We start from the raw sequence: 21,091 nt of genomic DNA, 5'->3' as shown, positions 1-21,091 counted from the left end.
TCCCTCCCATGAAAAAGGCCGCTCAGTTGAGCGGCCTTTCTTTTGTCATTCTTCATTCAATCAAAATCATTTGGGTTGTATCAGGGCGGCAACCCGAAGGATGAAGATTTAAAGCATAATTAGCATCATGTAGGCGCAGAAGAGGGCCAGATGCGCGGTACCGTTTAATACATTGGTACGGCCGGTGGAGAATGAAATCTGGCACAAGATCAGCACCGCCAGCATCACCACAATATTCGCCGGATCCAGGCCGAAAATCAGATCCTGACCTGTCAGGGTGGCGATGACGGTCACCGCCGGTACGGTCAGTGAAATCGTCGCCAGCACGGAGCCGAAGAACAAATTCATGGCGCGCTGTACCTGATTTTTCAGTACCGCTTTCAGTGCGCCCAGACCTTCCGGTGAAAGGATCAGTAACGCGACCAGGAAGCCGGTGAACTGCGCAGGAGCATTCAGTTCGGTCAGCAGGCTTTCCAGCGGATTGGCGTTGAACTTGGTCACTGCGATAACCAGCACCAGATGGACAATCAGCCAGAGCGTATGCGTCAGGTTACTTTTCGAAGACGGTTTTCCGTGTCCGTCTTCTTCGCCTTCATCTTCATGCTCGTAAATAAACAGGCTCTGGTGGGTTTTGGTCTGGATAAGCAAAAATACGCCGTACATGGCGGCTGAAATCATCGCGACAAACAACGCCTGTAGCGTCGAGAAATTGCCCGCCGGCAACGCGGCAGGCAGCACCAGCACAATCACCGCCAGCGGGAATATCGCCATCAGGTACTGTTTGATCCCACCGAGATTCACATATTGTGTCGCAAATTTGCGCCCGCCCAACAGCAGGGCAACGCCAACCAGACCGGCGGTAACAATCATGATGATCGAGAACAACGTGTCACGCATCAGCGCGGGCGCGGCGTCGCCGGTCGCCATCAGGGCCGAAATCAGGCTGACTTCGAGGATGACCACTGAAAGGCTGAGGATCAACGACCCGTAAGGTTCGCCAAGACGATGTGCCAGTACGTCGGCATGACGCACCACGCTGAAGGCGCTGGCGAGGATACCGACCAGCGCGATTAAATTGATACCGACAACCGAGGCAAAGTTACTGCTGTTGCCCCAGAGGATGAGAACGATAAGTGCAGCGATGGGAAAAACCAGGGAGTATTCCTGATGGCGGGTTTTGATTTTTGGATGTTCCTGTGAAGACACCATGATGATTATTCTCCTTATAAACGCTCACGTAATAACAACCGCCTGTCTGTCAGTTGTCAGAAAAATGCCTGGCAGCATAAAGGTCTAACCTGTTAAGTATAGTAGATAAATTAATCTATTAACAGGGTAAAGTCATTGTTAATGCATAAAAAATGACATATCAATTGTTTATCATGGAATAATCTGAATTAACCAGCAATAAATACCCTAATAATTCGTTTTGTTAAAATATTAAGTCATTTAAAAACAATGTATTATATTGATATTGTAGTAATATGGCGATTATGCGTCAGTTTGTGTAAATCATCAGGATACCCACACAATTTCATGGAGTAAATGTGCAGTCAGCGGCCCGATAACGAGAATAATCTGGCAGCGTCCTTTGAGGGTAGCAGCTAGACTTTATCCTGTGCGCAGACGCCGCACATAAAAAATATCAATGCGATGAACGCTATGAAAAAGGAGACGACTATGCCTTATCAGAACCGCTCAGCGTTGCCTGAATCCGTGCGCAATGTGCTTCCTGCCCATGCGCAGGATATCTATAAGGAAGCGTTTAACAGCGCCTGGGATGAGTATAAAAAACCTAAAGACCGGCAGGGCGATGACTCGCGTGAGGAAACGGCGCATAAAGTTGCCTGGGCCGCTGTGAAACATGGGTATAAAAAAGGAGATGACGATAAGTGGCATCCTAAGAAATCCTGATATGAATGGCAGGTGAGGGGGATCCCGCGCCTGCCAGAAGGTCTGCCCGGCCTCCGGATTCCCGCTGTTTTTGTGTTATTCCCTCCCTAAATATCAACATTCATGCAATGTTCATAAAATAATCACTTTATTTTCGTTTTGTGATCGCTCTCAACCTTGATTGCAACGAAAGAAACGAATAAGGTTTCATTCAGCAGGGGTATACGAAACTTCCTAATAAATTTGCCCCGCGGCCTGAAGCTCAGGCGAAAACTGTCCGATAGCGTTATTAAATGAAACTCACGATAACGGAGAACACAGCGTTAACAGCATGGCATGTTCAAAAGTAAGTCGTACCGAAGGGGGAATGAATGTTAACTCGAGATTTCCTGCGTAACGCAGATTGCAAAACAGCATTCGGCAGCATTGATGAGTCGATGCTACTGACCCCTGAACAGCGCGCAGCCTCTCTGAGCTGCACGCTGGCGCGTCGCCCCGACAACAGCCCGGTCTGGATTTTTGGTTACGGTTCACTGATGTGGAACCCGGTTTTTGACTCGGAAGAGGCGCGACCCGCCACATTGCACGGTTATCATCGTGCCTTCTGTTTACGCCTGACCTCCGGGCGTGGCACCCATGCGCAACCTGGCCGCATGCTGGCGCTGCGGGATGGCGGAAAAACCACCGGTCTGGCGTTCCGTCTGCCGGAAGACACACTTCTCGATGAACTCGAATTGCTGTGGAAGCGTGAAATGCTGACCGGCTGTTATCGTCCGACCTGGTGCGAACTGAATCTCGACGATGGCCGCAAGGTGACGGCGCTGGTGTTCATTATGGATCCCTCGCACCCGCAATATGAGGCCGATACCGATTATCAGGTTATCGCGCCACTGATTGCGCAGGCCAGCGGCCCGCTCGGGACCAATGCACAATATCTGTTTGCCCTGGAAAAAGAGCTGAACAACTACGGCATGCGTGATGACTGCATGAGTGAGCTGGTCAAACAGGTACGAATGCTGTTGTCCGTTTCTCCCGGTTTTGATGTGCCGGGGCTGAGCTAAGCCCCGCATATGCGGGCTGTGCGTGTCCTTCCGTGCAGCCCGCTTCCCTTAACACCCCCCGGTTTACGTGCTATTCATTCCCACATCCCTTCAGCGGGTATTTCCCTGTGGTTTGTACAGTAACAATCCCCCGTCAGACCGCATTCCGACGCTTTAATAACCAATCAGATAACGTTATGCAAAATTCGCATAACGATAGTATTTATCAGACTTTCTGGTAGGTTGAAGAAACTTTACACTCAACAAAACTTTAGCAATTTCGCTACCTTGGAGAGTCTGACCTGATGAAAGCTTTATTACCGTCCGTCCTGTTTACGGCTATTGCGGCTACTTTCTCTGCGCAGGCTGCCACGCCGCCGGATACTTTGGTTATCGCGCAATCCATTGATGACACCTCCAGTTTTGATCCGGCGCAGGGCTTCGAACTGACCACGGTTCAGGCTTTCAATAATATTTATCAGCGTCTGGTGCAGTCTGACCCGAACAACCCGATCGATTTAAAACCGACGCTGGCGGCCTCCTGGGAAACAGGTAAAGATAACCGCAGCCTGACCTTCACGCTGTCACCGAAAGCCACCTTTGCCAGCGGTAATCCGCTGACAGCCGATGATGTGATTTTCTCGTTATCGCGTGTGGTGAAGCTGAATCTCGAACCTTCGTTCATTCTGACGCAACTGGGCTGGACCGATAAAAACGTCGATACCTTCCTGACTAAAATCGATGACCAGCACGTAAAAGTCAGCTGGACCGCCGATGTCAGCCCGTCATTCGTGTTGAGCCTGCTGTCGGCGCCGGTATCTTCTATCGTTGACAGCAAACTGGTGAAAGCTAACGCCACTGCTGACGACCTGGGGCATCAGTGGCTGAGCAACCATTCTGCCGGTTCCGGCCCGTATCAGATCCGCAACTACATTCCGCATGAAGTGGTGATTCTGTCTGCGAATCCGACTTCGCCGGAAGGCGCGCCGAAGCTGAAAACCATTCTGATCAAAAACGTACCGGATCCTGCCGCACGCCGCTTGCTGATCGAGCAGGGGGATGCCGATATGGCGCGTAATCTCGGTTCTGACCAGATGGCCGCACTCGCCGGCAAAAAAGGCGTTAAGCCTCTGGCGATCCCGTATGCCTCGCTGTACTTCATGCAGTTCAACGCCAAAGCTTCTCCGGCGTTGGGTAATCCTGCGTTCTGGGAAGCGGCCCGTTACCTGTTCGATTACAACCACATTGCACACGACCTGATGAAAGATCAGTTCCAGGTGCATCAGGCCTTCCTGCCGGAAGGTTATCTGGGCGCGCTGAATGACACGCCATACACCTATGATCCGGCGAAAGCCAAAGCGATTCTGGCAAAAGCCGGGCTGACCAACGTCAGCTTCACGCTGTCTACCGCCAATCAGCCGCCGTACCTGGACATCGCCCAGGCGTTGCAGGCCAGCTTCGCGCAGGGCGGCGTAACGGTGAAACTGGATCCGGGTTTAAGCTCGCAGATCTCCACCAAAGTGAAATCACACAACTACGATGCGTATATGTCTTCGTGGGGACCGGATTACTTTGACCCGAACACTAACGCTTCGGCGTTTGCTTTCAACCCGGAAGATGGCAGCAAAACGCTGGCATGGCGGGCGAACTGGTCCATTCCGGCGCTCAATAAACTGACGCTGGCCGCGATTGCGGAACCGGATCAGGCCAAACGCGTGGCGGATTACCGTCAGTTGCAACTGGAAGTACAGAAAAACTCACCGTTCGTGATTGGCCTGCAAGCGAAAAGCCTGATTGCCGTACGCGACAACATCAAAGGTTACGTGCAGGGCATCAACCCTGACATGGTCTTCTACAGCAAGGTCACTAAGTAATGACAGACAGTTCAACACCCGCCGGATTCGTCCGGCAGGGTTGGCGCTGGTCAGGCCGTTTGCTGACTGGCGTGATTTCGCTGGCGCTGACGTTACTCGGCCTGCTGGCGTTTACTTTTACGCTTTCCCATCTTGCTCCGATTGACCCGACACTTCAGGTGGCGGGTGATCACGCCAGTGAAGCCACCTATGCGCAGGTGCGTCGTGATTTAGGTCTCGATCAGTCGGTGCCGGTGCAGTTCACCCGTTATCTGGAAAGACTGGCGCACGGCGATATGGGTATCTCCCGCATCACCGCGCAGCCGGTCGCCAGCGATTTGATGCGCACCTTCCCGGCAACGGTCGAACTGGCGACCTGTGCGATCCTGCTTGGCGGCACACTCGGCATTCTGCTGGCGCTGCTGGCGGTGTGGAAACCGGGAAGCTGGCTGGATAACGTTGCGAGAATGGTGTCGCTGCTCGGTTATTCTGTACCGATTTTCTGGCTGAGCCTGCTCGGCCTTTTGCTGTTTTACGCGGTACTGCACTGGGCGGGCGGGCCGGGACGGCTTGATGACCTGTATATGTACACTATGACGCCGCGCACCGGTTTTGTGCTGATTGATACCTGGCTTTCCGGCGACCGTGAAATGTTCTACAACGCCATCAGCCACTTATGGTTGCCGGTAACGGTGCTGGCGATGTTGTCGATGGCGGGCATTACGCGCCTTCTGCGTGCGTCGATGCTCGGCGAAATGAACAAAGAATATGTGATTCTGGCGCGCTCGAAAGGCGCGGGCAGGGTACGTGTACTGCTGTGTCACGTTTTCCCGAACGTGCTCGGCACGCTGATCACCGTGCTGACGCTTTCCTACGCCAGTTTGCTGGAAGGGGCGGTTCTGACGGAAACGGTATTTGCCTGGCCAGGCGTTGGACGTTATCTGACCACCGCGCTGTTCGCCGCGGATACCCCGGCAATTCTTGGCGCTACGCTGCTGATCGGCACCTGCTTTGTGCTGCTTAATGCGCTGGCTGACGCCCTTACTTATCTGCTCGATCCGCGAACCCGGTAGTTTCTATGACTCAAATGATCCCTGAACAACCCACGCAGGTTGAGGCCGAAGCCGAAACCTCCGTCTGGAAACCGGCCCGGCGCATCACCACGTTTTCCGTGGGGCTGGTGCTGGTCGCTATTCTGGTACTGACCGCGCTGCTCGCACCATGGCTGGCGCCGTTTGACCCGAACATTCAACACATCGAACTGCGTCTGCTGCCACCATCGGAAACCCACTGGCTGGGCACCGACGGTTTTGGCCGTGATTTGCTCTCGCGTGTGGTGTATGGCGCGCGCCCGACGCTGTTGCTGGTGTCACTGATCCTGGTACTGACCATTCCGGTTGGCCTGCTGATCGGTATCAGCGCCGGTTACATTGGCGGCTGGTATGAACGCATTGTGATGCGACTGACCGATATTGTGATGTCCTTGCCCAGTCTGGTCATGGCGCTGGCGCTGGTGGCTATTCTCGGCCCCGGTCTGATGAACGGTGCACTGGCTCTGGCTTTCACCAGCTGGCCGCCGTTTGCGCGACAGGCGAGGGCCGAGACACTGGCACTTCGCCGCAGCGATTATCTGGCGGCGGCACGCATGCAGGGCATCGGCGGGTTGCGACTGATGTTCGGCCACATTTTGCCGCTGTGCCTGCCCAGCGCCGTGGTGCGGGCGGCGCTCAGCCTCGGCGGCATCATTCTGGCCTCTGCCGGTCTGGGGTTTCTCGGCATGGGCATTCAGCCACCGACGGCTGAATGGGGCTCGATGGTTGCCGAAGGCAGCAAAGTCATTTTCGACCAGTGGTGGGTCGCCGCTGCACCGGGCGGGGCGATTCTTTTCGCCAGCCTGGCTTTCAATCTGCTGGGCGATGGCCTGCGTGACAAAATGGATCCACGACATGGCAACTGACTTTTTACATAAAGACAAATCAAATAGCGACAAGCTGGTCGCGAAAGATATGACCATTTACCTGCCGGGTGAACGTCCGCTGGAACTGGTAAAATCCCTGTCATTCAGCGTCGGACAGGAACGTGTGGCGCTGGTCGGCGAGTCCGGATCCGGCAAATCCCTGACTGCCCGCGCGCTGATGGGGTTGCTGCCACATCCGTGCAAGCTGCGCGCGTCACAGCTGACGCTGGGTGATAACGATCTGACCACACTCAAAGAACGTGAGTGGAGCACGCTTCGCGGTAACCGCGTATCGATGGTCATGCAGGATCCGAAACATGCGCTGAATCCGACGCAGAAAATCGGCAAACAGGTGGAAGAACCGCTGCGTTTGCACACCCGTCTTGGCCGCAAGGAGCGTCAGGAAAAGGTCACCGAGATGCTGAATGCGGTCGGTCTGCCGAATCCGGCTTTTCTGCAACAGCAGTATCCGCATCAACTTTCCGGCGGGATGGGGCAGCGCGTGATGCTGGCGATTGCACTGATCAACGACCCGCAATGGCTGATTGCCGACGAACCCACTTCCGCGCTGGATTTCGACATGCGTGAGCAGGTTCTGGGGCTGATTGAGCGTTTAGTCGAACAGCGAAATATGGGGCTGATCCTCATCAGTCACGACCTGCAACAGGTCGCCCGCTATTGTGAACGTGTGCTGGTGATGTACAAAGGCGAACTGCTCGATGAGCTTGCAGCCGATCAGCTGGCGAACGCTACACATCCTTATACGCATACACTCTGGTCATGCCGTCCGAGCAAATTTACCCACGGTGAACGCCTGCCGGTGCTGGATCGCGCGCTGCTGGCCTCTTTAAAACAGGAGCCGCGCCATGAGTGAGATTATTGCTGAACTGCATCAGCTGAGCGTGTCGCATCGTCAGGGTTACGAAACCCGCACGGTGGTACATAACGTCAACCTGACTATCAACAAAGGCGAATGCTTCGGGCTGGTCGGGCCGTCCGGTTGCGGTAAATCCTCGCTGCTGTGGGTGCTGGCGGGCCTGAACGGACACTGGGACGGCAGCCTGACGTTGCTTGATCATCAGGTGAAACCCGGTAAACCTTTTACCGGTAGCCTGCGCCGCGACGTGCAGATGGTTTTTCAGGACCCTTATGCCTCGCTGCACCCGAAACACAAGCTGCTGCGCACGCTGGCAGAGCCGCTGAAAATCCTCAAAGAGCAGGATATTGAACAGAAAATTGCCGAAGGTTTTCGCCAGGTCGGACTGGATCCGGCGCTGATGAACCGCTATCCGCACCAGCTTTCCGGTGGCCAGCGTCAGCGCGTGGCAATTGTTCGCGCACTCCTGCTTAAACCGAAACTGCTGCTGCTTGATGAACCGACGTCTGCCCTCGATATGTCTGTACAGGCGGAAATTCTCAATTTACTCAACGACCTGAAAGCCAGCAGCGACCTGACCATGATTCTGGTCAGCCACGATGCGGATGTGATTGACCATATGTGTGATCGTGCGGTGCATATGGCGAAGGGTTACGTCTTGACGTAGTCCTTCCCCTTCGCAGGGGAGGGAGCTGGAAAATGCTTAATCTAATTTATTAAATAACAAAGCTTTATTTCATTGTTCGGGCCTTGCCGCTGCACCTCTACACTCGGAAAAACTGTCTTTTCACCTGTGGAGATCGACCTCAATGAAAGTACGTGTTCCTTCCCTGTTATTTCTGCTCATGATGGCGGCAACCCGTGTGGATGCGGCGACACCTGCGGATACGCTGGTGGTAGCCGGTTCGCTCGAAGGTATTATCAGCCTGGATCCGGCGGAGAGTTTTGAAACCGTCAGTTCCGGCAATCTGGTTAACCTGTATCAGCAACTGGTGGTTTCAAACCGTCAGCATCCCGATCAACTCGACCCGGACGCCGCCGCCAGCTGGCAGCCAGGGCCTGACGCGCACAGCCTGATTTTCACCCTTAAGCCGGGGCAGACGTTTGCCAGCGGCAATCCGCTGACCGCTGACGACGTGATTTATTCCTTTAGTCGCGTGGTCAAACTCAATAAAAGCCCGTCGTTTATTCTCGGCGAACTCGGCTGGACACCAGAAAATGTCGACGGCAATCTGAAAAAACTGTCGGACGATAAAGTGCAACTGAGCTGGCCTGCGGATATCGGCAGTGGTCTGGTGCTGAGCATTTTATCCGCGCCGGTGGCAGGCATTGTTGACAGCAAGCTGTTGAAAGAACATGTCGATCAGAACGATTTCGGCAACAGCTGGCTGCGTTCACGTTCAGCAGGCAGCGGTGCCTTTGAAGTGCGTAACTATGTGCCTCACGAAGCGCTAATCTTCAAACGTAACCCGAATGCCAAACCGCTGGCGAAGCTGGAAAACGTCCTCTTTAAAAATGTCGGTGATCCTTCTACCCGCCGTCTGCTGGTACTTAATGGTGATGCTGACGTGGCATACGATTTAGGCGCGGATCAGTTCAGCTCGCTGCAAAAAGAAAAGGGTGTACATGTCGCCCAGTTCCCGGCGGCGAAAGTCTTCTATCTGGCGTTTAACGTCGGCGATACCACCCAACCGGCGCTGGCGAATCCCGCACTCTGGGAGGCTGCCCGCTGGCTGGTAGATTACCAGGGTATTTCAACCGATCTGCTCAAAGGCCAGTACGGCATTCATCAGACTTTCCTGCCGGACGGTTTAGCCGGTGCCATTGACGATCAGCCGTTCAAATACGACGTCGCGAAAGCCAAAGCCATTCTCAACAAAGGCGGCATTGCACCGGGGACAAAAATCGATTTAATCGTGATTAACCAGCCACCTTATTCCGATATCGCGCAGGCGTTGCAGGCCAGCTTTGCCAAAGCCGATATCAATTTAGTGGTGCATCCGCTGGTGGAAAGCGATGTGCTGACCCGCATGCGCGCGCATAAATTCCAGTCGATCTTCACTTACTGGGGTGCGGATTACCTCGACCCGAACACCAACGCCAGTACCTTTGCCTATAACGTGCCGAACGGCCCGAAAACACTGGCGCAGCGTATTCAGTGGGTGATCCCGGAAATCAGCAAACAAACCCGCGCAGCGGCGGCGGAATCTGACCCGACCAAACGCAAGGCGCTGTATGCAGATTTGCAGCGTGAATTGCAGAAAAACTCACCCTTTGTGGTGGCGTTGCAAAGCAAGTTGCTGGTGGCCATCCGCGATAACGTGAAAGGTGCGAGCCAGAATGTGGCGGGGAGCCAGTTGTATCTGGATACGGTGAGTAAGGAATAAGAGGGGCTTTATCATCCCTTCTTCTCAAGTCATGACCCCGGGCCACCGGTCTCGGGGTCGCTCCTGTCAGCAGGTTCCTGAACGCGCCATTGAGGCTTGTCTGCTGCGGAGTTTTCATGACTTTTTCATAAAATCTTTCAGATGGGCGACTTTGTTAATGTCATCCATCAGGCGCGGGTTATTGCGCACTTCCCAAATATCGACATTGGTTTGCAGGTTTAACCAAAACTCGACAGAGGTCTCAAATGTCTTTGCCAGCCGGAAGGCAATATCAACGGTCAGTTTGCGGTTGTTATTCACCAGCGCGCTGATGGTATTGCGGTGAACATTCAGCATGTCGGCGAGATCGTTGATCCGCAGGCCTGCAGGCTCGAGAAATTCGTAAAGTAAAATATCACCAACGGTAGCGGGTTTACGTGTGGTCACAGCCATACGATGTTCCTTCTGGTATGTCTTCATTAACATCAAAGCGAATATGCTCATAATTACCGGTAACTCCTGTAACCGTGGGGATCTAAATACAGGCCATGTGCTTTTCCTTCCCGCCAGTAAAAAATCAGACGGTACTGCTCATTCACTCTGATCGATGAAAATCCCTTTAACGGGGGGGCCAGATCTTCATAGCGATTGCCCGGGGGCCAGAGTAAATCGCGATAATCCATTGCGGCATTGATCATATCCAGCTTCCTTTCCAGAGCAGTTGCCAGCGTCCAGGGTATTTTGCGATGGGGAGTGGCGAAGTGGAAAAAGTCTTCCAGCCATTGATCGCGGAAACTGCTTATCCTGAGCATATCGTTCATGAGATGAACCCATCCTGATTTTTAAGGTGGGGCACCGAAGCCTTGTTGCACTGTGCTTCGGTGCATAAATTAACAGAGTCTTTTGCCGTTGTATAGGGATTGTTCTCCCGGGAACGAACGTGACTTTAATGCTTCATGCATTTAGCGAAAGCGGTTGTTTAGGATTTTGCAGGATGTTTTCCAGAGAATTTGCATCGTCCGACAGAGGGGACGGCATAAGTGCGGCAAAGCGCGCAGAATGTTTACGCTGCATTGGCGGCGTAGTGACCGCACTTTATCAGCGTGGCGGCGGAACAGGCGGGGGACAACAATTTTCGATTTTAAGCCACGCCCCGGGTTGCGTCGGGCTGATGAGCATGATAATGATTTCCATCGGTATTCTGCCTGTCACTGTTTTCGACCACTGAGATCTTATGAGCCTGAAAGCTTTCAACCCTGACGTCCTGCAAAAGAGTGATCTGATTAACCTGCTGATCGCCATTCCCGCCGGGATTATTGCCGCGCTGGTGACAATCGCTTTTCGCGGGGCGATTTCGGGTATTAACGGCCTGATGTTCACCGATGGCAGCGACATCACCAAAGCTTTCAATGAATATCCCAAAATTGTCTGGCCGCTGATCACCACAGCCGGCGGCGTCATTGCCGGTTTTATCCTGATCCTGGCGCTGCGCTACGAAAACAAGCACGGCAAAATGCCGGATTATCTGGATGTTATCGATCAGCGTCTGCCGGGCATTCCGGTGGTCAGTACCGTGCTGCGCGGGCTGTCGTCGCTTGCCAGTATTGCCAGCGGTGGTTCAATTGGTCGCGAAGGGGCAATGGTGCAGTTATCCGCGCTGAGCGGCAGTCTGCTCGGGCGTTTTTCGCGTTTCAAAGGTGTACATCAGTCAGATATTATCGCCATGGCCGCCGCGGGCGGACTGGCGGCGGTGTATCACGCCCCGTTTGCCGGTGCGCTGTTTGTGGCGGAAATCGCCTTTGGTGTGACCGCAGTTCAGCGCCTGATCCCGTTGTTTATCTCGGCGTCGGTCGCGGTGCTTACTGTCCGTTCTCTGACCGATTACGCGCCACTGTATCTGTATTCTTCCGCCTCTTTCAGCCCGTCTTTCGGCGCGATTTTCACCGTGCTGATTATCGGCATGGCGACGGGGATTCTCGGGCCGCTATTCATCTCATCAATCGATAAAGTCCGTCAGTGGATGAAACCCATTTCGCATCCCGCGCTGCGCCTGGGGCTCGGCGGGCTGGGTGTCGGGCTGATCGCGATGATGTCGCCGCTGGTGCTGGGTAACGGTTTTGAGGTGATTGATTTAATCCTCAATAACGGCGATTTGCAGACGTCGTTACTGATCCTGAAAATTGTCGCCACAGCGATCACCATCGGGTCCGGTGCGGTCGGCGGGTTGTTTACGCCGTCGTTACTGATTGGTGCGGCAGGCGGGGCGCTGGTGTGTACTTTCCTGCAATGGCTGGGGTTCGATCCCGGTCCGGTCGGTTTATATGCCGCGATCGGCATGAGCGCATTGCTGGCGGCGACCAGTCATGCGCCGCTGATGTCGATCATGATGGCGTTTGAAATGACCCTCAACAGTTCGCTGCTGTTCCCGCTGATGCTGGCGACGGCGATTTCTTATGTCGTGGCCTCACGCCTGAAAGTCGGTGGCACGTATCCGGTGCTGACACGTCATAACGCGCGGTTTGCGGCGAAAAATGCCTTTGAATACAGTACGGTGGCGTCACTGATTTCGCCATGTTCGAAAATGTATGTTGATGCCTCGCTGTCTGAAGTGGTCAGCGAAGGGCTGAAACAGCGCACGCGATATGTGTACGTGGTGGACAGGGAGGAGCGTTTTCTCGGCGTAGTGCCGACCAATGTGGTGGCAGCAGGGCTTATCGATGGCAGCGTGAAATCCGGCAGCCCGATTGGCCCGTTTATCGAGCAGGAATTCACGACGATTTTCCAGCAGGCCAGTTACGAACAGGCGTGGGCGATGTTCAGCAATTCGCCGCTTGAACGTTTACCGGTGCTGGAAAACGCTGAATCCCGCCGTCTGCTGGGGGTGATCACCAAAGCCTCGCTGCTGAATAAAGCCAAAGATTTCCTGTAGTTGTTGTGCGGTTCGCGGCCATCAGCCGTCGTCGCGATGCCTTAATGCATACCAGCCCGCCAGCAGGGTAAACACGCCGACAATCATCACCAGCAAAATAAAACCGTGATGATTGCTGGCAAGCGGAATGCCCCCGACGTTCATGCCAAAGAAACCGGCCACAATATTGATCGGCAGCGCCAGCACGGTGATCACGGTCAGTACATACAGCGTGCGGTTGCTTTGCTCCATCTGGCGTGAAGTGATTTCTTCCTGCAATAACCGGATGCGTTCGGTCAGCGCGATAAGGTCATTGAGCACCACAGAAAATTCCTCGGCAAACTGCCGTAAATCCTGGACCACAGCGGGAGCTATCCAGGTAGGAGGGCGGTTCAGCAGGCGGAAAAGCGCAGTCGGTTCCGGTGCCAGTAAACGCTGAAACCGCAGCAGCATCCGGCGCAGACGCCCCAGATCGGCGCGGTTCTTTTTCACGTGATGGCTCAGGAGTCGCTCTTCGATGGTGTCCACGTACTGATTGGCCCGACGCACAATGTGTTCCAGTAAATCTTCCTGTTCTTCTAAAAGATGCACCAGCAGCGCGGTGGGCGTGCTGATGTTCAGGTGCTCCAGTCGTTTGAATAATTGCTCGATCAGCCTGACCGGTTTATGGCGTGCCGTGACCACCAGTTGCTGATGGCAACTGAGCCACAGCGTCGAAGCTTCATCACTGGTTTCATCCGGGCGAAAAATCACATCGTTGAGCACCGCCAGCAGCGTGTCATCGAGCCGTTCAATGCGCGTGCTGCGCGAGCCTTCGCGGATTTCCTCGAAAAACACCTCACCGACGCCAAAATGCTTTTTCAGCCATTTTTCTGACATGGCATGATTGAGATTGACGTGGATCCAGACGAATCCTTTGTCGTGGCAAATCTGCTGCCAGGCTTCCTGAACCTGTTGTGAAGAAACACGTTCGGCAGGGCGGTTTGGACGAAAAACGAAGCCGTAAATCATTCCGGTGACTTCATCGTTGAAATTGAGTACGGCGGGTTTTTCTGTCGGCATGTCGGATTTCTGGTGACCAAAGCAGGTGGCACCATTACGCCAGACATCGGCGTAAATACAATAACCTCCCGTCTAATTTCACAATACTGTCACATTCAAACAGCCTTACCCCCAATTTTCCGTCAGATGACGTCACTCCCGCCTTTTTGCTTTCTTTCCGAAATTATGACCAATAAATCATAAAGTTAACCCCGTTTAAATTTGTACCTCTTTGGGAGTATCTGGCGTTATGTAAATAAATACATGACGCGAAGGCGTTGATCGCAATCAAGTAGACGGCTCCCGCGCGTGCATACCCTGAGCCCATATTGAGCAATGTAGTTGTATTCCCCGCCATTCACATAATGACAAAGCGCAAATAAGCCTTTGCACAGGAGAGTTCCGGATGAGCAAGTTTCTTGACCGGTTTCGCTATTTCAAACAGCTAGCTGAACCTTTTGCTGACGGCCACGGCCAGACGCTGAATACCAATCGCGACTGGGAAGATGGTTACCGCAGCCGCTGGCAGCATGACAAAGTGGTCCGTTCCACGCATGGTGTGAACTGCACCGGTTCATGTAGCTGGAAGATTTACGTCAAAAATGGTCTGGTGACCTGGGAAACTCAGCAAACTGATTATCCGCGCACCCGTCCGGACTTGCCAAACCACGAGCCGCGCGGCTGTCCGCGTGGTGCCAGTTATTCCTGGTATCTCTACAGTGCTAACCGCCTGAAATATCCGCTGATGCGCAAAAAGCTGATCCAGTTATGGCGCGAGGCCAAACTGAATTACAGCGATCCGGTCGATGCCTGGGGCTCGATTGTGAATCAACCGGAAAAAGCCAAAGAATACAAAGCGGCACGTGGTCGCGGTGGTTTTGTGCGTTCAAGCTGGCAGGAAGTGAATGAGCTGATTGCCGCTTCCAACGTGTATACCGCCAAAACCTTCGGCCCGGACCGTATTATCGGTTTCTCGCCAATTCCGGCGATGTCGATGGTGTCTTACGCTTCCGGCGCGCGTTATCTTTCTTTGATCGGCGGCGTTTGTCTGAGTTTCTACGACTGGTATTGCGATTTGCCACCGGCTTCTCCGCAGACGTGGGGCGAGCAGACGGATGTCCCTGAATCCGCTGACTGGTACAACTCTTCGTATATTATCGCCTGGGGCTCCAACGTTCCGCAGACCCGTACGCCGGATGCCCACTTCTTTACCGAAGTGCGTTACAAAGGCACCAAAACCGTCGCGATTACGCCGGATTACGCTGAAATCGCCAAGATTTGTGACCAGTGGCTGGCACCGAAACAAGGTACCGACAGCGCGCTGGCGCTGGCAATGGGCCATGTGATCCTCAAATCCTTCCACGTCGACAATCCAAGTCAGTATTTCACTGACTACGTGCGCCGCTACACCGATATGCCGATGCTGGTGATGCTTGAACCGCGTGAAGACGGTTCTTATGCTGCAGGCCGTATGTTGCGTGCCTCTGATCTGGTGGACAATTTGGGTCAGGAAAATAACCCGCAGTGGAAAACCATCGCCTTCGACGAAAACACCGGCGAACTGGTCTCGCCGTTAGGTTCGATCGGTTACCGCTGGGGTGAAAAAGGCAAGTGGAATCTGGAATCCCGCGAGGGGCAAGACGGTAAAGACGTCAGCCTGAAGCTGAGCCTGCTTGATGATCATGATGAGGTCGTGAATGTTGGCTATCCGTATTTTGGCGGCGCGGTCAGTGAGCATTTCAACAGCGTGGCGCTGGATGAAATTCTGATGCACAAATTGCCGGTCAAACGCCTGCAACTGGCAGATGGCAGTACCGGTCTGGTGGCCAGTGTTTACGACCTGACACTGGCGAACTACGGCATTGAACGCGGTCTGAATGACGAAAACTGCGCGCAAGGCTACGACGAAATCAAAGCCTACACGCCAGCCTGGGCAGAAAAAATCACGGGTGTTTCTCAGCAGAACATCGAGCGCATCGCGCACGAATTTGCCGATAACGCCAACAAAACCCATGGCCGTTCGATGATTATCGTCGGTGCCGGGATGAACCACTGGTATCACCTCGACATGAACTACCGCGGCCTGATCAACATGCTGATCTTCTGCGGTTGCGTCGGTCAGAGCGGTGGCGGCTGGGCACACTATGTCGGGCAGGAAAAACTGCGTCCGCAAACCGGCTGGCAGCCGCTGGCGTTTGGTCTGGACTGGCAGCGTCCACCGCGCCAGATGAACAGCACCTCGTTCTTCTATAACCATTCCAGCCAGTGGCGTTACGAAACCGTCGCGCCGCAGGAGTTGTTGTCGCCGCTGGCGGATAAATCCAAATTCACGGGCAGCATGATCGACTACAACGTGCGCGCCGAGCGTATGGGCTGGCTGCCGTCTGCGCCGCAGCTCAACGTTAACCCGTTGCACATTGCACAACAGGCAAAGGCCGCCGGTTTATCGCCAGCAGATTTTACCGTGGCAGCCCTGAAAGACGGCAGCGTGCGTTTCGCGGCTGAACAGCCGGACAATCCGCAAAACTTCCCGCGCAACCTGTTCGTCTGGCGCTCCAACCTGCTGGGCTCTTCCGGTAAAGGCCACGAGTACATGCTGAAGTATCTGCTGGGCACCGAACACGGTATTCAGGGTGATGATTTAGGCATTCAGGGCGGCGTGATGCCGGAAGAAGTCGAATGGCAGGCGCAGGGCGGCGAAGGCAAACTGGATCTGGTGGTGACGCTTGATTTCCGTATGTCCAGCACCTGTCTGTATTCCGACATCGTGCTGCCAACCGCCACCTGGTACGAAAAAGACGACATGAATACCTCGGATATGCATCCGTTTATTCATCCGCTGTCCGCGGCTGTTGATCCGGCCTGGGATTCAAAAAGTGACTGGGAAATCTACAAAGGTATCGCCAAAGAATTCTCTCGCGTATGCGTCGGCCATCTGGGTGTCGAAACCGATATGGTGACGTTGCCTATCCAGCATGATTCCGCCGCTGAACTGGCGCAGCCGTTTGGTGTGGAAGACTGGAAAAAAGGCGAATGTGAGCTGATCCCGGGGCGCACCGCCCCGCATCTGATGGCCGTTGAACGTGATTATCCGAACACCTATGAGCGTTTCACTTCCGTCGGTCCGTTGCTGGAAAAACTCGGTAACGGCGGTAAAGGCATTAGCTGGAATACCGACAGCGAAGTCGATTTGCTGAAAAAACTGAACTACACCAAAGCGGATGGCGCGGCGAAAGGCCAGCCGATGATCAACACCGCGATTGATGCAGCCGAAGTCATCCTGACGCTGGCACCGGAAACCAACGGTCAGGTGGCGGTGAAAGCCTGGGCAGCGCTGAGCCAGAATACCGGCCGCGACCACACGCATCTGGCGCTGAATAAAGAAGACGAGAAAATCCGCTTCCGCGATATTCAGGCGCAGCCGCGCAAAATTATCTCCAGCCCGACGTGGTCTGGTCTGGAAGATGAACACGTTTCTTACAACGCCTGTTACACCAACGTGCACGAGTTGATTCCATGGCGCACGCTGTCCGGCCGTCAGCAGATTTATCAGGATCACGCGTGGATGCGCGCCTTCGGTGAAAGCCTGCTGGTGTACCGTCCGCCAATCGACACCCGCGCGGCGCAACCGTTGCTGAATGCGAAGCCGAACGGTAATCCGGAAATGGCACTGAACTTCCTGACGCCGCACCAGAAATGGGGTATTCACTCCACCTACAGCGACAACCTGCTGATGCTGACCTTAGGTCGCGGCGGTCCGATTGTCTGGCTGAGTGAAGACGATGCGAAACAGTTAGGTATCGAGGACAACGACTGGATCGAAGCGTTTAACGCCAACGGCTCACTGAGCGCCCGTGCGGTGGTCAGCCAGCGTGTACCGGCGGGGATGACCATGATGTATCACGCGCAGGAACGCATCGTGAATATTCCGGGATCCGAAATCAGCCAGCAGCGCGGTGGTATTCACAATTCCGTCACCCGCGTTTGCCCGAAACCGACCCATATGATCGGCGGTTATGCGCAACTGGCCTACGGCTTCAACTACTACGGCACGGTCGGTTCTAACCGCGATGAATTTGTGATTGTGCGCAAAATGAACCGCATCGACTGGTTAGACGATGAAGGCAATGACTACGTGCAGGACGCCGTGCAACAGGAGAAAGCCAAATGAAAATTCGTTCACAAGTCGGCATGGTGCTGAATCTCGACAAATGCATTGGCTGCCACACCTGTTCCGTAACCTGTAAAAACGTCTGGACCAGTCGCGAAGGGATGGAATACGCGTGGTTCAATAACGTGGAAACCAAACCGGGTCTGGGTTATCCGCACGACTGGGAAAACCAGGAAAAATGGAAGGGCGGCTGGATCCGCAAAATCAACGGCAAACTGCAGCCGCGCATGGGCAATAAAGCCAACCTGTTGCATAAAATCTTTGCCAACCCGCATATGCCGGAAATCGATGATTATTACGAGCCGTTTGATTTTGATTATCAGCATCTGCATACCGCGAAAGACGGTAAACATCAGCCGGTGGCGCGTCCGCGCTCGCTGCTGACCGGCAAACGCATGAAGAAAATTACCGGCGGCCCGAACTGGGAAGACGATCTGGGCACTGAGTTCAGCAAACGTTCTGCCGATCAGAACTTCGCCAACATGCAGAAAGAGATGTACGGCGAGTTCGAAAATACCTTTATGGCATACCTGCCACGTCTGTGCGAACACTGTCTGAATCCGGCGTGTGTGGCGACCTGTCCGAGCGGGGCGATCTACAAACGTGGCGAAGACGGCATCGTGCTGATCGACCAGGACAAATGCCGCGGATGGCGCATGTGCCTGACCGGTTGCCCGTACAAAAAAATCTATTTCAACTGGAAAAGCGGCAAGTCAGAAAAATGTATTTTCTGTTATCCGCGCATCGAAGCGGGCCAGCCAACGGTGTGTTCCGAAACCTGCGTCGGCCGCATCCGCTATCTCGGCGTGGTGTTGTATGACGCCGACCGTATCGGCGAAGCCGCGTCGGTTGAAAACGAGAAAGACCTGTACGAAAGCCAGATGAGTATCTTCCTCGATCCGAACGACCCTGAAGTGATGGCGCAGGCCGAAAAAGACGGTATTCCGCTGTCGGTAATGGACGCCGCGCGTCAGTCGCCGGTCTACAAAATGGCGATCGAATGGAAGCTGGCGCTGCCGCTGCATCCTGAATACCGCACGCTGCCGATGGTCTGGTACGTGCCGCCGCTGTCTCCGATTCAGTCTGCCGCCGATGCCGGTGCTTTACCGCACAGCGGCGTGCTGCCGGACGTCGAAAGCCTGCGTATTCCGGTGGAATATCTGGCGAACCTGCTGACCGCAGGGGACACCGCACCGGTGCTGCGCGCCCTGAAACGTATGCTGGCGATGCGTCATTTCAAACGTGCTGAAACGGTTGATGGCGTAACGGACACCAGCGCGCTGGAACAGGTCGGATTGTCTGCGGCACAGGCGGAAGAAATGTACCGCTATCTGGCGATTGCCAACTACGAAGATCGTTTCGTGGTGCCATCCAGCCATCGTGAACAGGCGCGTGAAGCCTTCCCGGAAGCCAAAGGTTGTGGTTTCAGCTTCGGCGACGGCTGCCACGGCAGCGACAGCAAATTCAACCTGTTCAACAGTAAACGCATCGATGCCATCGACATCGGCGCGAAAACCGAAAGGAACCGCTGATGAACAGTTTACGACTGACAGGCTTACTGCTTGATTACCCCTCCGAAGAATTGTGGCAACACCAGCCTGAACTGCTGGAAGCGGTGGCAGAGTCTCCGGAGCTGACTCAGGAGCAGCGCCTTGATCTGGCGCTGTATATCACGGCGTTCTGTAAGCAGGATTTGCTGGATGCACAATCGGCGTATACCGGTTTGTTCGATCGTGGTCGCGCCACCTCGCTGCTGTTGTTTGAACATGTGCACGGCGAATCCCGTGACCGTGGTCAGGCGATGGTCGATCTGATGGGGCAATACCGTGAAGCCGGGCTGGAAATCGACAGCCGCGAGCTGCCGGATTACCTGCCACTGTATCTGGAATATCTGACCACGCGTGATGAAAATCAGGCGCGGGAAGGGCTGCGTGATATCGCACCGATTCTGGCGTTACTCAGCGCCCGCATGCAGGAGCGGGACAGTCATTACGCTGAATTGTTTGATCTGCTGCTGGCGCTGTCTGGCAGTGATATCGCGACCGAAACGGTGCGCGAAGGCATCAGACAGGAAGCCCGTGATGACACACCCGCCGCGCTGGATGCGGTATGGGAAGAGGAGCAAATCAAGTTCCTCGGCGAGCAAAGTTGTGCGTCGGGCGATGAGACTGCGCACCAGAAACGCTTCGCTGGTGCGGTCGCACCACAGTATCTGAACCTTGATGAAATGCCTGCGGGGGAACCACGCAAATGACCGACTTCCTCAACAACTTCTTTTTCAATATCTATCCCTACCTGTGCGGCACGGTATTTCTGGTCGGCAGCTGGTTGCGTTACGACTATGGCCAGTACAGCTGGCGCGCCGGTTCCAGCCAGTTGCTGGAGAAAAAAACGCTGCGTATTGCCTCGCCTTTGTTCCACGTCGGTATTCTCGGCATTTTCGCAGGACATGCCTTCGGTATGCTGACGCCGCACTGGATGTATGAATCCTTTCTGCCGGTGCCGGTGAAACAGCAGATGGCAATGTGGGCGGGGGGTGCCTGTGGCCTGATGACCCTGATCGGCGGCGGCATGCTGGTGTGGCGTCGTCTGAGCAACGAGCGCGTGCGGGCGACCTCCAGTTTTGGTGACATCATGATCATCATTCTGCTGGTGGTTCAATGTGCCCTCGGGCTGAGTACCATTCCGTTCTCCGCGCAGCATATGGACGGCAGTGAAATGATGAAACTGGTTGGCTGGGCGCAGTCCGTGGTGACCTTCCGTGGCGGTGCGGCAGCGCATCTGGATGGCGTGGCGTTTATCTTCCGCGTGCATCTGGTGCTGGGGATGACGCTATTCCTGTTGTTCCCGTTCTGCCGCCTGGTGCATATCTGGAGCGCGCCGGTGGAATATCTCACCCGCCGTTATCAGCTGGTGCGTAATCGTCGCTGATTGACCTGCATGATTGTGATCTGGCAATTTTGACATAAAAACGAAGGGCGCTAT

At 54.5% G+C, this 21,091-nt stretch carries 18 protein-coding genes; 14 read left to right on the top strand and 4 right to left on the bottom strand.

Translation table 11 applies throughout. The features are described from left to right. Nucleotides 1–108 precede the first annotated feature (108 nt). On the bottom strand, nt 109–1,209 hold the full coding sequence (gene chaA, locus DXU84_RS11235) for a sodium-potassium/proton antiporter ChaA (protein WP_013575763.1): 1,101 nt from the start codon (nt 1,207–1,209) through the stop codon (nt 109–111). A gap of 471 nt (nt 1,210–1,680) precedes the next feature. Between chaA and chaB the strand changes: the two genes are divergently transcribed. From chaB to DXU84_RS11195, 8 genes are all read left to right on the top strand, one after another. Then, the gene (gene chaB, locus DXU84_RS11230; protein WP_013575762.1) at nt 1,681–1,914 is read left to right on the top strand and encodes a putative cation transport regulator ChaB; all 234 of its coding nucleotides are present in this window, start codon (nt 1,681–1,683) and stop codon (nt 1,912–1,914) included. Between the two features lie 350 nt (nt 1,915–2,264). Continuing rightward, on the top strand, nt 2,265–2,954 hold the full coding sequence (locus tag DXU84_RS11225; RefSeq protein ID WP_013575761.1) for a gamma-glutamylcyclotransferase: 690 nt from the start codon (nt 2,265–2,267) through the stop codon (nt 2,952–2,954). A gap of 284 nt (nt 2,955–3,238) precedes the next feature. Then, on the top strand, nt 3,239–4,807 hold the full coding sequence (locus tag DXU84_RS11220) for an ABC transporter substrate-binding protein (RefSeq protein ID WP_013575760.1): 1,569 nt from the start codon (nt 3,239–3,241) through the stop codon (nt 4,805–4,807). After that, nucleotides 4,807–5,859, top strand: coding sequence for an ABC transporter permease (locus tag DXU84_RS11215; protein WP_013575759.1), 1,053 nt, complete (start codon nt 4,807–4,809; stop codon nt 5,857–5,859). Before DXU84_RS11220 ends, DXU84_RS11215 begins: the two co-directional genes overlap by 1 nt. Before the next feature lie 5 nt (nt 5,860–5,864). Then, nucleotides 5,865–6,743 (top strand): ABC transporter permease, encoded by an 879-nt coding sequence (locus tag DXU84_RS11210; protein WP_013575758.1) that lies wholly within the window; start codon nt 5,865–5,867, stop codon nt 6,741–6,743. Between the two features lie 49 nt (nt 6,744–6,792). Then, nucleotides 6,793–7,617 (top strand): ABC transporter ATP-binding protein, encoded by an 825-nt coding sequence (locus tag DXU84_RS11205; protein ID WP_223509804.1) that lies wholly within the window; start codon nt 6,793–6,795, stop codon nt 7,615–7,617. Then, nucleotides 7,610–8,287 carry an ABC transporter ATP-binding protein gene (locus DXU84_RS11200; RefSeq protein WP_015690031.1) on the top strand — a complete coding sequence of 226 codons (678 nt, stop codon included), beginning with the start codon at nt 7,610–7,612 and terminating at the stop codon, nt 8,285–8,287. Before DXU84_RS11205 ends, DXU84_RS11200 begins: the two co-directional genes overlap by 8 nt. A gap of 142 nt (nt 8,288–8,429) precedes the next feature. Continuing rightward, a complete protein-coding gene (locus DXU84_RS11195; RefSeq protein WP_112198522.1) occupies nt 8,430–10,007 on the top strand; it encodes an ABC transporter substrate-binding protein in 1,578 nt (525 codons plus the stop codon). 114 nt (nt 10,008–10,121) lie between these two features. Here DXU84_RS11195 and DXU84_RS11190 read toward each other — a convergent pair whose 3' ends face one another. Together DXU84_RS11190 and DXU84_RS11185 are read right to left on the bottom strand one after the other, a co-directional pair. Further along, nucleotides 10,122–10,439 (bottom strand): HigA family addiction module antitoxin, encoded by a 318-nt coding sequence (locus DXU84_RS11190; RefSeq protein WP_015690029.1) that lies wholly within the window; start codon nt 10,437–10,439, stop codon nt 10,122–10,124. A gap of 53 nt (nt 10,440–10,492) precedes the next feature. Then, a complete protein-coding gene (locus DXU84_RS11185; RefSeq protein WP_013575753.1) occupies nt 10,493–10,807 on the bottom strand; it encodes a type II toxin-antitoxin system RelE/ParE family toxin in 315 nt (104 codons plus the stop codon). Between the two features lie 173 nt (nt 10,808–10,980). On the opposite strand from DXU84_RS11185, the gene DXU84_RS11180 reads away from it, so the two are divergent. Both DXU84_RS11180 and DXU84_RS11175 read left to right on the top strand, forming a co-directional pair. Beyond that, nucleotides 10,981–11,214 carry a hypothetical protein gene (locus tag DXU84_RS11180; protein ID WP_013575752.1) on the top strand — a complete coding sequence of 78 codons (234 nt, stop codon included), beginning with the start codon at nt 10,981–10,983 and terminating at the stop codon, nt 11,212–11,214. 6 nt (nt 11,215–11,220) lie between these two features. After that, nucleotides 11,221–12,915, top strand: a complete 1,695-nt coding sequence (locus DXU84_RS11175) for a chloride channel protein (protein WP_153375737.1) — start codon at nt 11,221–11,223, stop codon at nt 12,913–12,915. Nucleotides 12,916–12,936: 21 nt separating this feature from the next. Here DXU84_RS11175 and DXU84_RS11170 read toward each other — a convergent pair whose 3' ends face one another. Next, entirely contained in the window at nt 12,937–13,956 is a 1,020-nt protein-coding gene (locus DXU84_RS11170) for a transporter (RefSeq protein ID WP_013575750.1), read from the bottom strand. 385 nt (nt 13,957–14,341) lie between these two features. On the opposite strand from DXU84_RS11170, the gene DXU84_RS11165 reads away from it, so the two are divergent. The 4 genes from DXU84_RS11165 to narI are packed head-to-tail and all read left to right on the top strand — an operon-like array spanning nt 14,342 to nt 21,037. Next, nucleotides 14,342–18,106 carry a nitrate reductase subunit alpha gene (locus DXU84_RS11165; RefSeq protein ID WP_153375735.1) on the top strand — a complete coding sequence of 1,255 codons (3,765 nt, stop codon included), beginning with the start codon at nt 14,342–14,344 and terminating at the stop codon, nt 18,104–18,106. Next, nucleotides 18,103–19,638, top strand: a complete 1,536-nt coding sequence (narH, locus tag DXU84_RS11160; RefSeq protein WP_037034411.1) for a nitrate reductase subunit beta — start codon at nt 18,103–18,105, stop codon at nt 19,636–19,638. Before DXU84_RS11165 ends, narH begins: the two co-directional genes overlap by 4 nt. After that, nucleotides 19,638–20,360: a nitrate reductase molybdenum cofactor assembly chaperone gene (gene narJ, locus DXU84_RS11155; protein WP_013575747.1), complete on the top strand. Its 723-nt coding sequence runs from the start codon at nt 19,638–19,640 to the stop codon at nt 20,358–20,360. The genes narH and narJ overlap by 1 nt, the downstream gene beginning before the upstream one ends. Further along, nucleotides 20,357–21,037, top strand: a complete 681-nt coding sequence (gene narI / locus DXU84_RS11150) for a respiratory nitrate reductase subunit gamma (RefSeq protein WP_013575746.1) — start codon at nt 20,357–20,359, stop codon at nt 21,035–21,037. Before narJ ends, narI begins: the two co-directional genes overlap by 4 nt. Nucleotides 21,038–21,091: the final 54 nt, after the last annotated feature.

It is taken from the genome of Rahnella sp. RcJ3 (assembly GCF_009498575.1).
GTDB classification, from domain to species: domain Bacteria; phylum Pseudomonadota; class Gammaproteobacteria; order Enterobacterales; family Enterobacteriaceae; genus Rahnella; species Rahnella aceris.
This window is presented reverse-complemented; position numbering and strand designations above follow the sequence as displayed.

Coding starts and splice junctions, on each gene's coding strand:
- DXU84_RS11170 (WP_013575750.1), bottom strand. CDS start 13,956: ATGCCGACAGAAAAACCCGCCGTACTCAATTTCAACGATGAAGTCACC.
- DXU84_RS11205 (WP_223509804.1), top strand. CDS start 6,793: ATGACCATTTACCTGCCGGGTGAACGTCCGCTGGAACTGGTAAAATCC.
- DXU84_RS11195 (WP_112198522.1), top strand. CDS start 8,430: ATGAAAGTACGTGTTCCTTCCCTGTTATTTCTGCTCATGATGGCGGCA.
- DXU84_RS11175 (WP_153375737.1), top strand. CDS start 11,221: ATGAGCCTGAAAGCTTTCAACCCTGACGTCCTGCAAAAGAGTGATCTG.
- narH (WP_037034411.1), top strand. CDS start 18,103: ATGAAAATTCGTTCACAAGTCGGCATGGTGCTGAATCTCGACAAATGC.
- DXU84_RS11180 (WP_013575752.1), top strand. CDS start 10,981: ATGTTTTCCAGAGAATTTGCATCGTCCGACAGAGGGGACGGCATAAGT.
- DXU84_RS11220 (WP_013575760.1), top strand. CDS start 3,239: ATGAAAGCTTTATTACCGTCCGTCCTGTTTACGGCTATTGCGGCTACT.
- DXU84_RS11200 (WP_015690031.1), top strand. CDS start 7,610: ATGAGTGAGATTATTGCTGAACTGCATCAGCTGAGCGTGTCGCATCGT.
- DXU84_RS11185 (WP_013575753.1), bottom strand. CDS start 10,807: ATGAACGATATGCTCAGGATAAGCAGTTTCCGCGATCAATGGCTGGAA.
- DXU84_RS11190 (WP_015690029.1), bottom strand. CDS start 10,439: ATGGCTGTGACCACACGTAAACCCGCTACCGTTGGTGATATTTTACTT.
- DXU84_RS11165 (WP_153375735.1), top strand. CDS start 14,342: ATGAGCAAGTTTCTTGACCGGTTTCGCTATTTCAAACAGCTAGCTGAA.
- DXU84_RS11225 (WP_013575761.1), top strand. CDS start 2,265: ATGTTAACTCGAGATTTCCTGCGTAACGCAGATTGCAAAACAGCATTC.
- chaA (WP_013575763.1), bottom strand. CDS start 1,209: ATGGTGTCTTCACAGGAACATCCAAAAATCAAAACCCGCCATCAGGAA.
- narI (WP_013575746.1), top strand. CDS start 20,357: ATGACCGACTTCCTCAACAACTTCTTTTTCAATATCTATCCCTACCTG.
- narJ (WP_013575747.1), top strand. CDS start 19,638: ATGAACAGTTTACGACTGACAGGCTTACTGCTTGATTACCCCTCCGAA.
- DXU84_RS11210 (WP_013575758.1), top strand. CDS start 5,865: ATGACTCAAATGATCCCTGAACAACCCACGCAGGTTGAGGCCGAAGCC.
- chaB (WP_013575762.1), top strand. CDS start 1,681: ATGCCTTATCAGAACCGCTCAGCGTTGCCTGAATCCGTGCGCAATGTG.
- DXU84_RS11215 (WP_013575759.1), top strand. CDS start 4,807: ATGACAGACAGTTCAACACCCGCCGGATTCGTCCGGCAGGGTTGGCGC.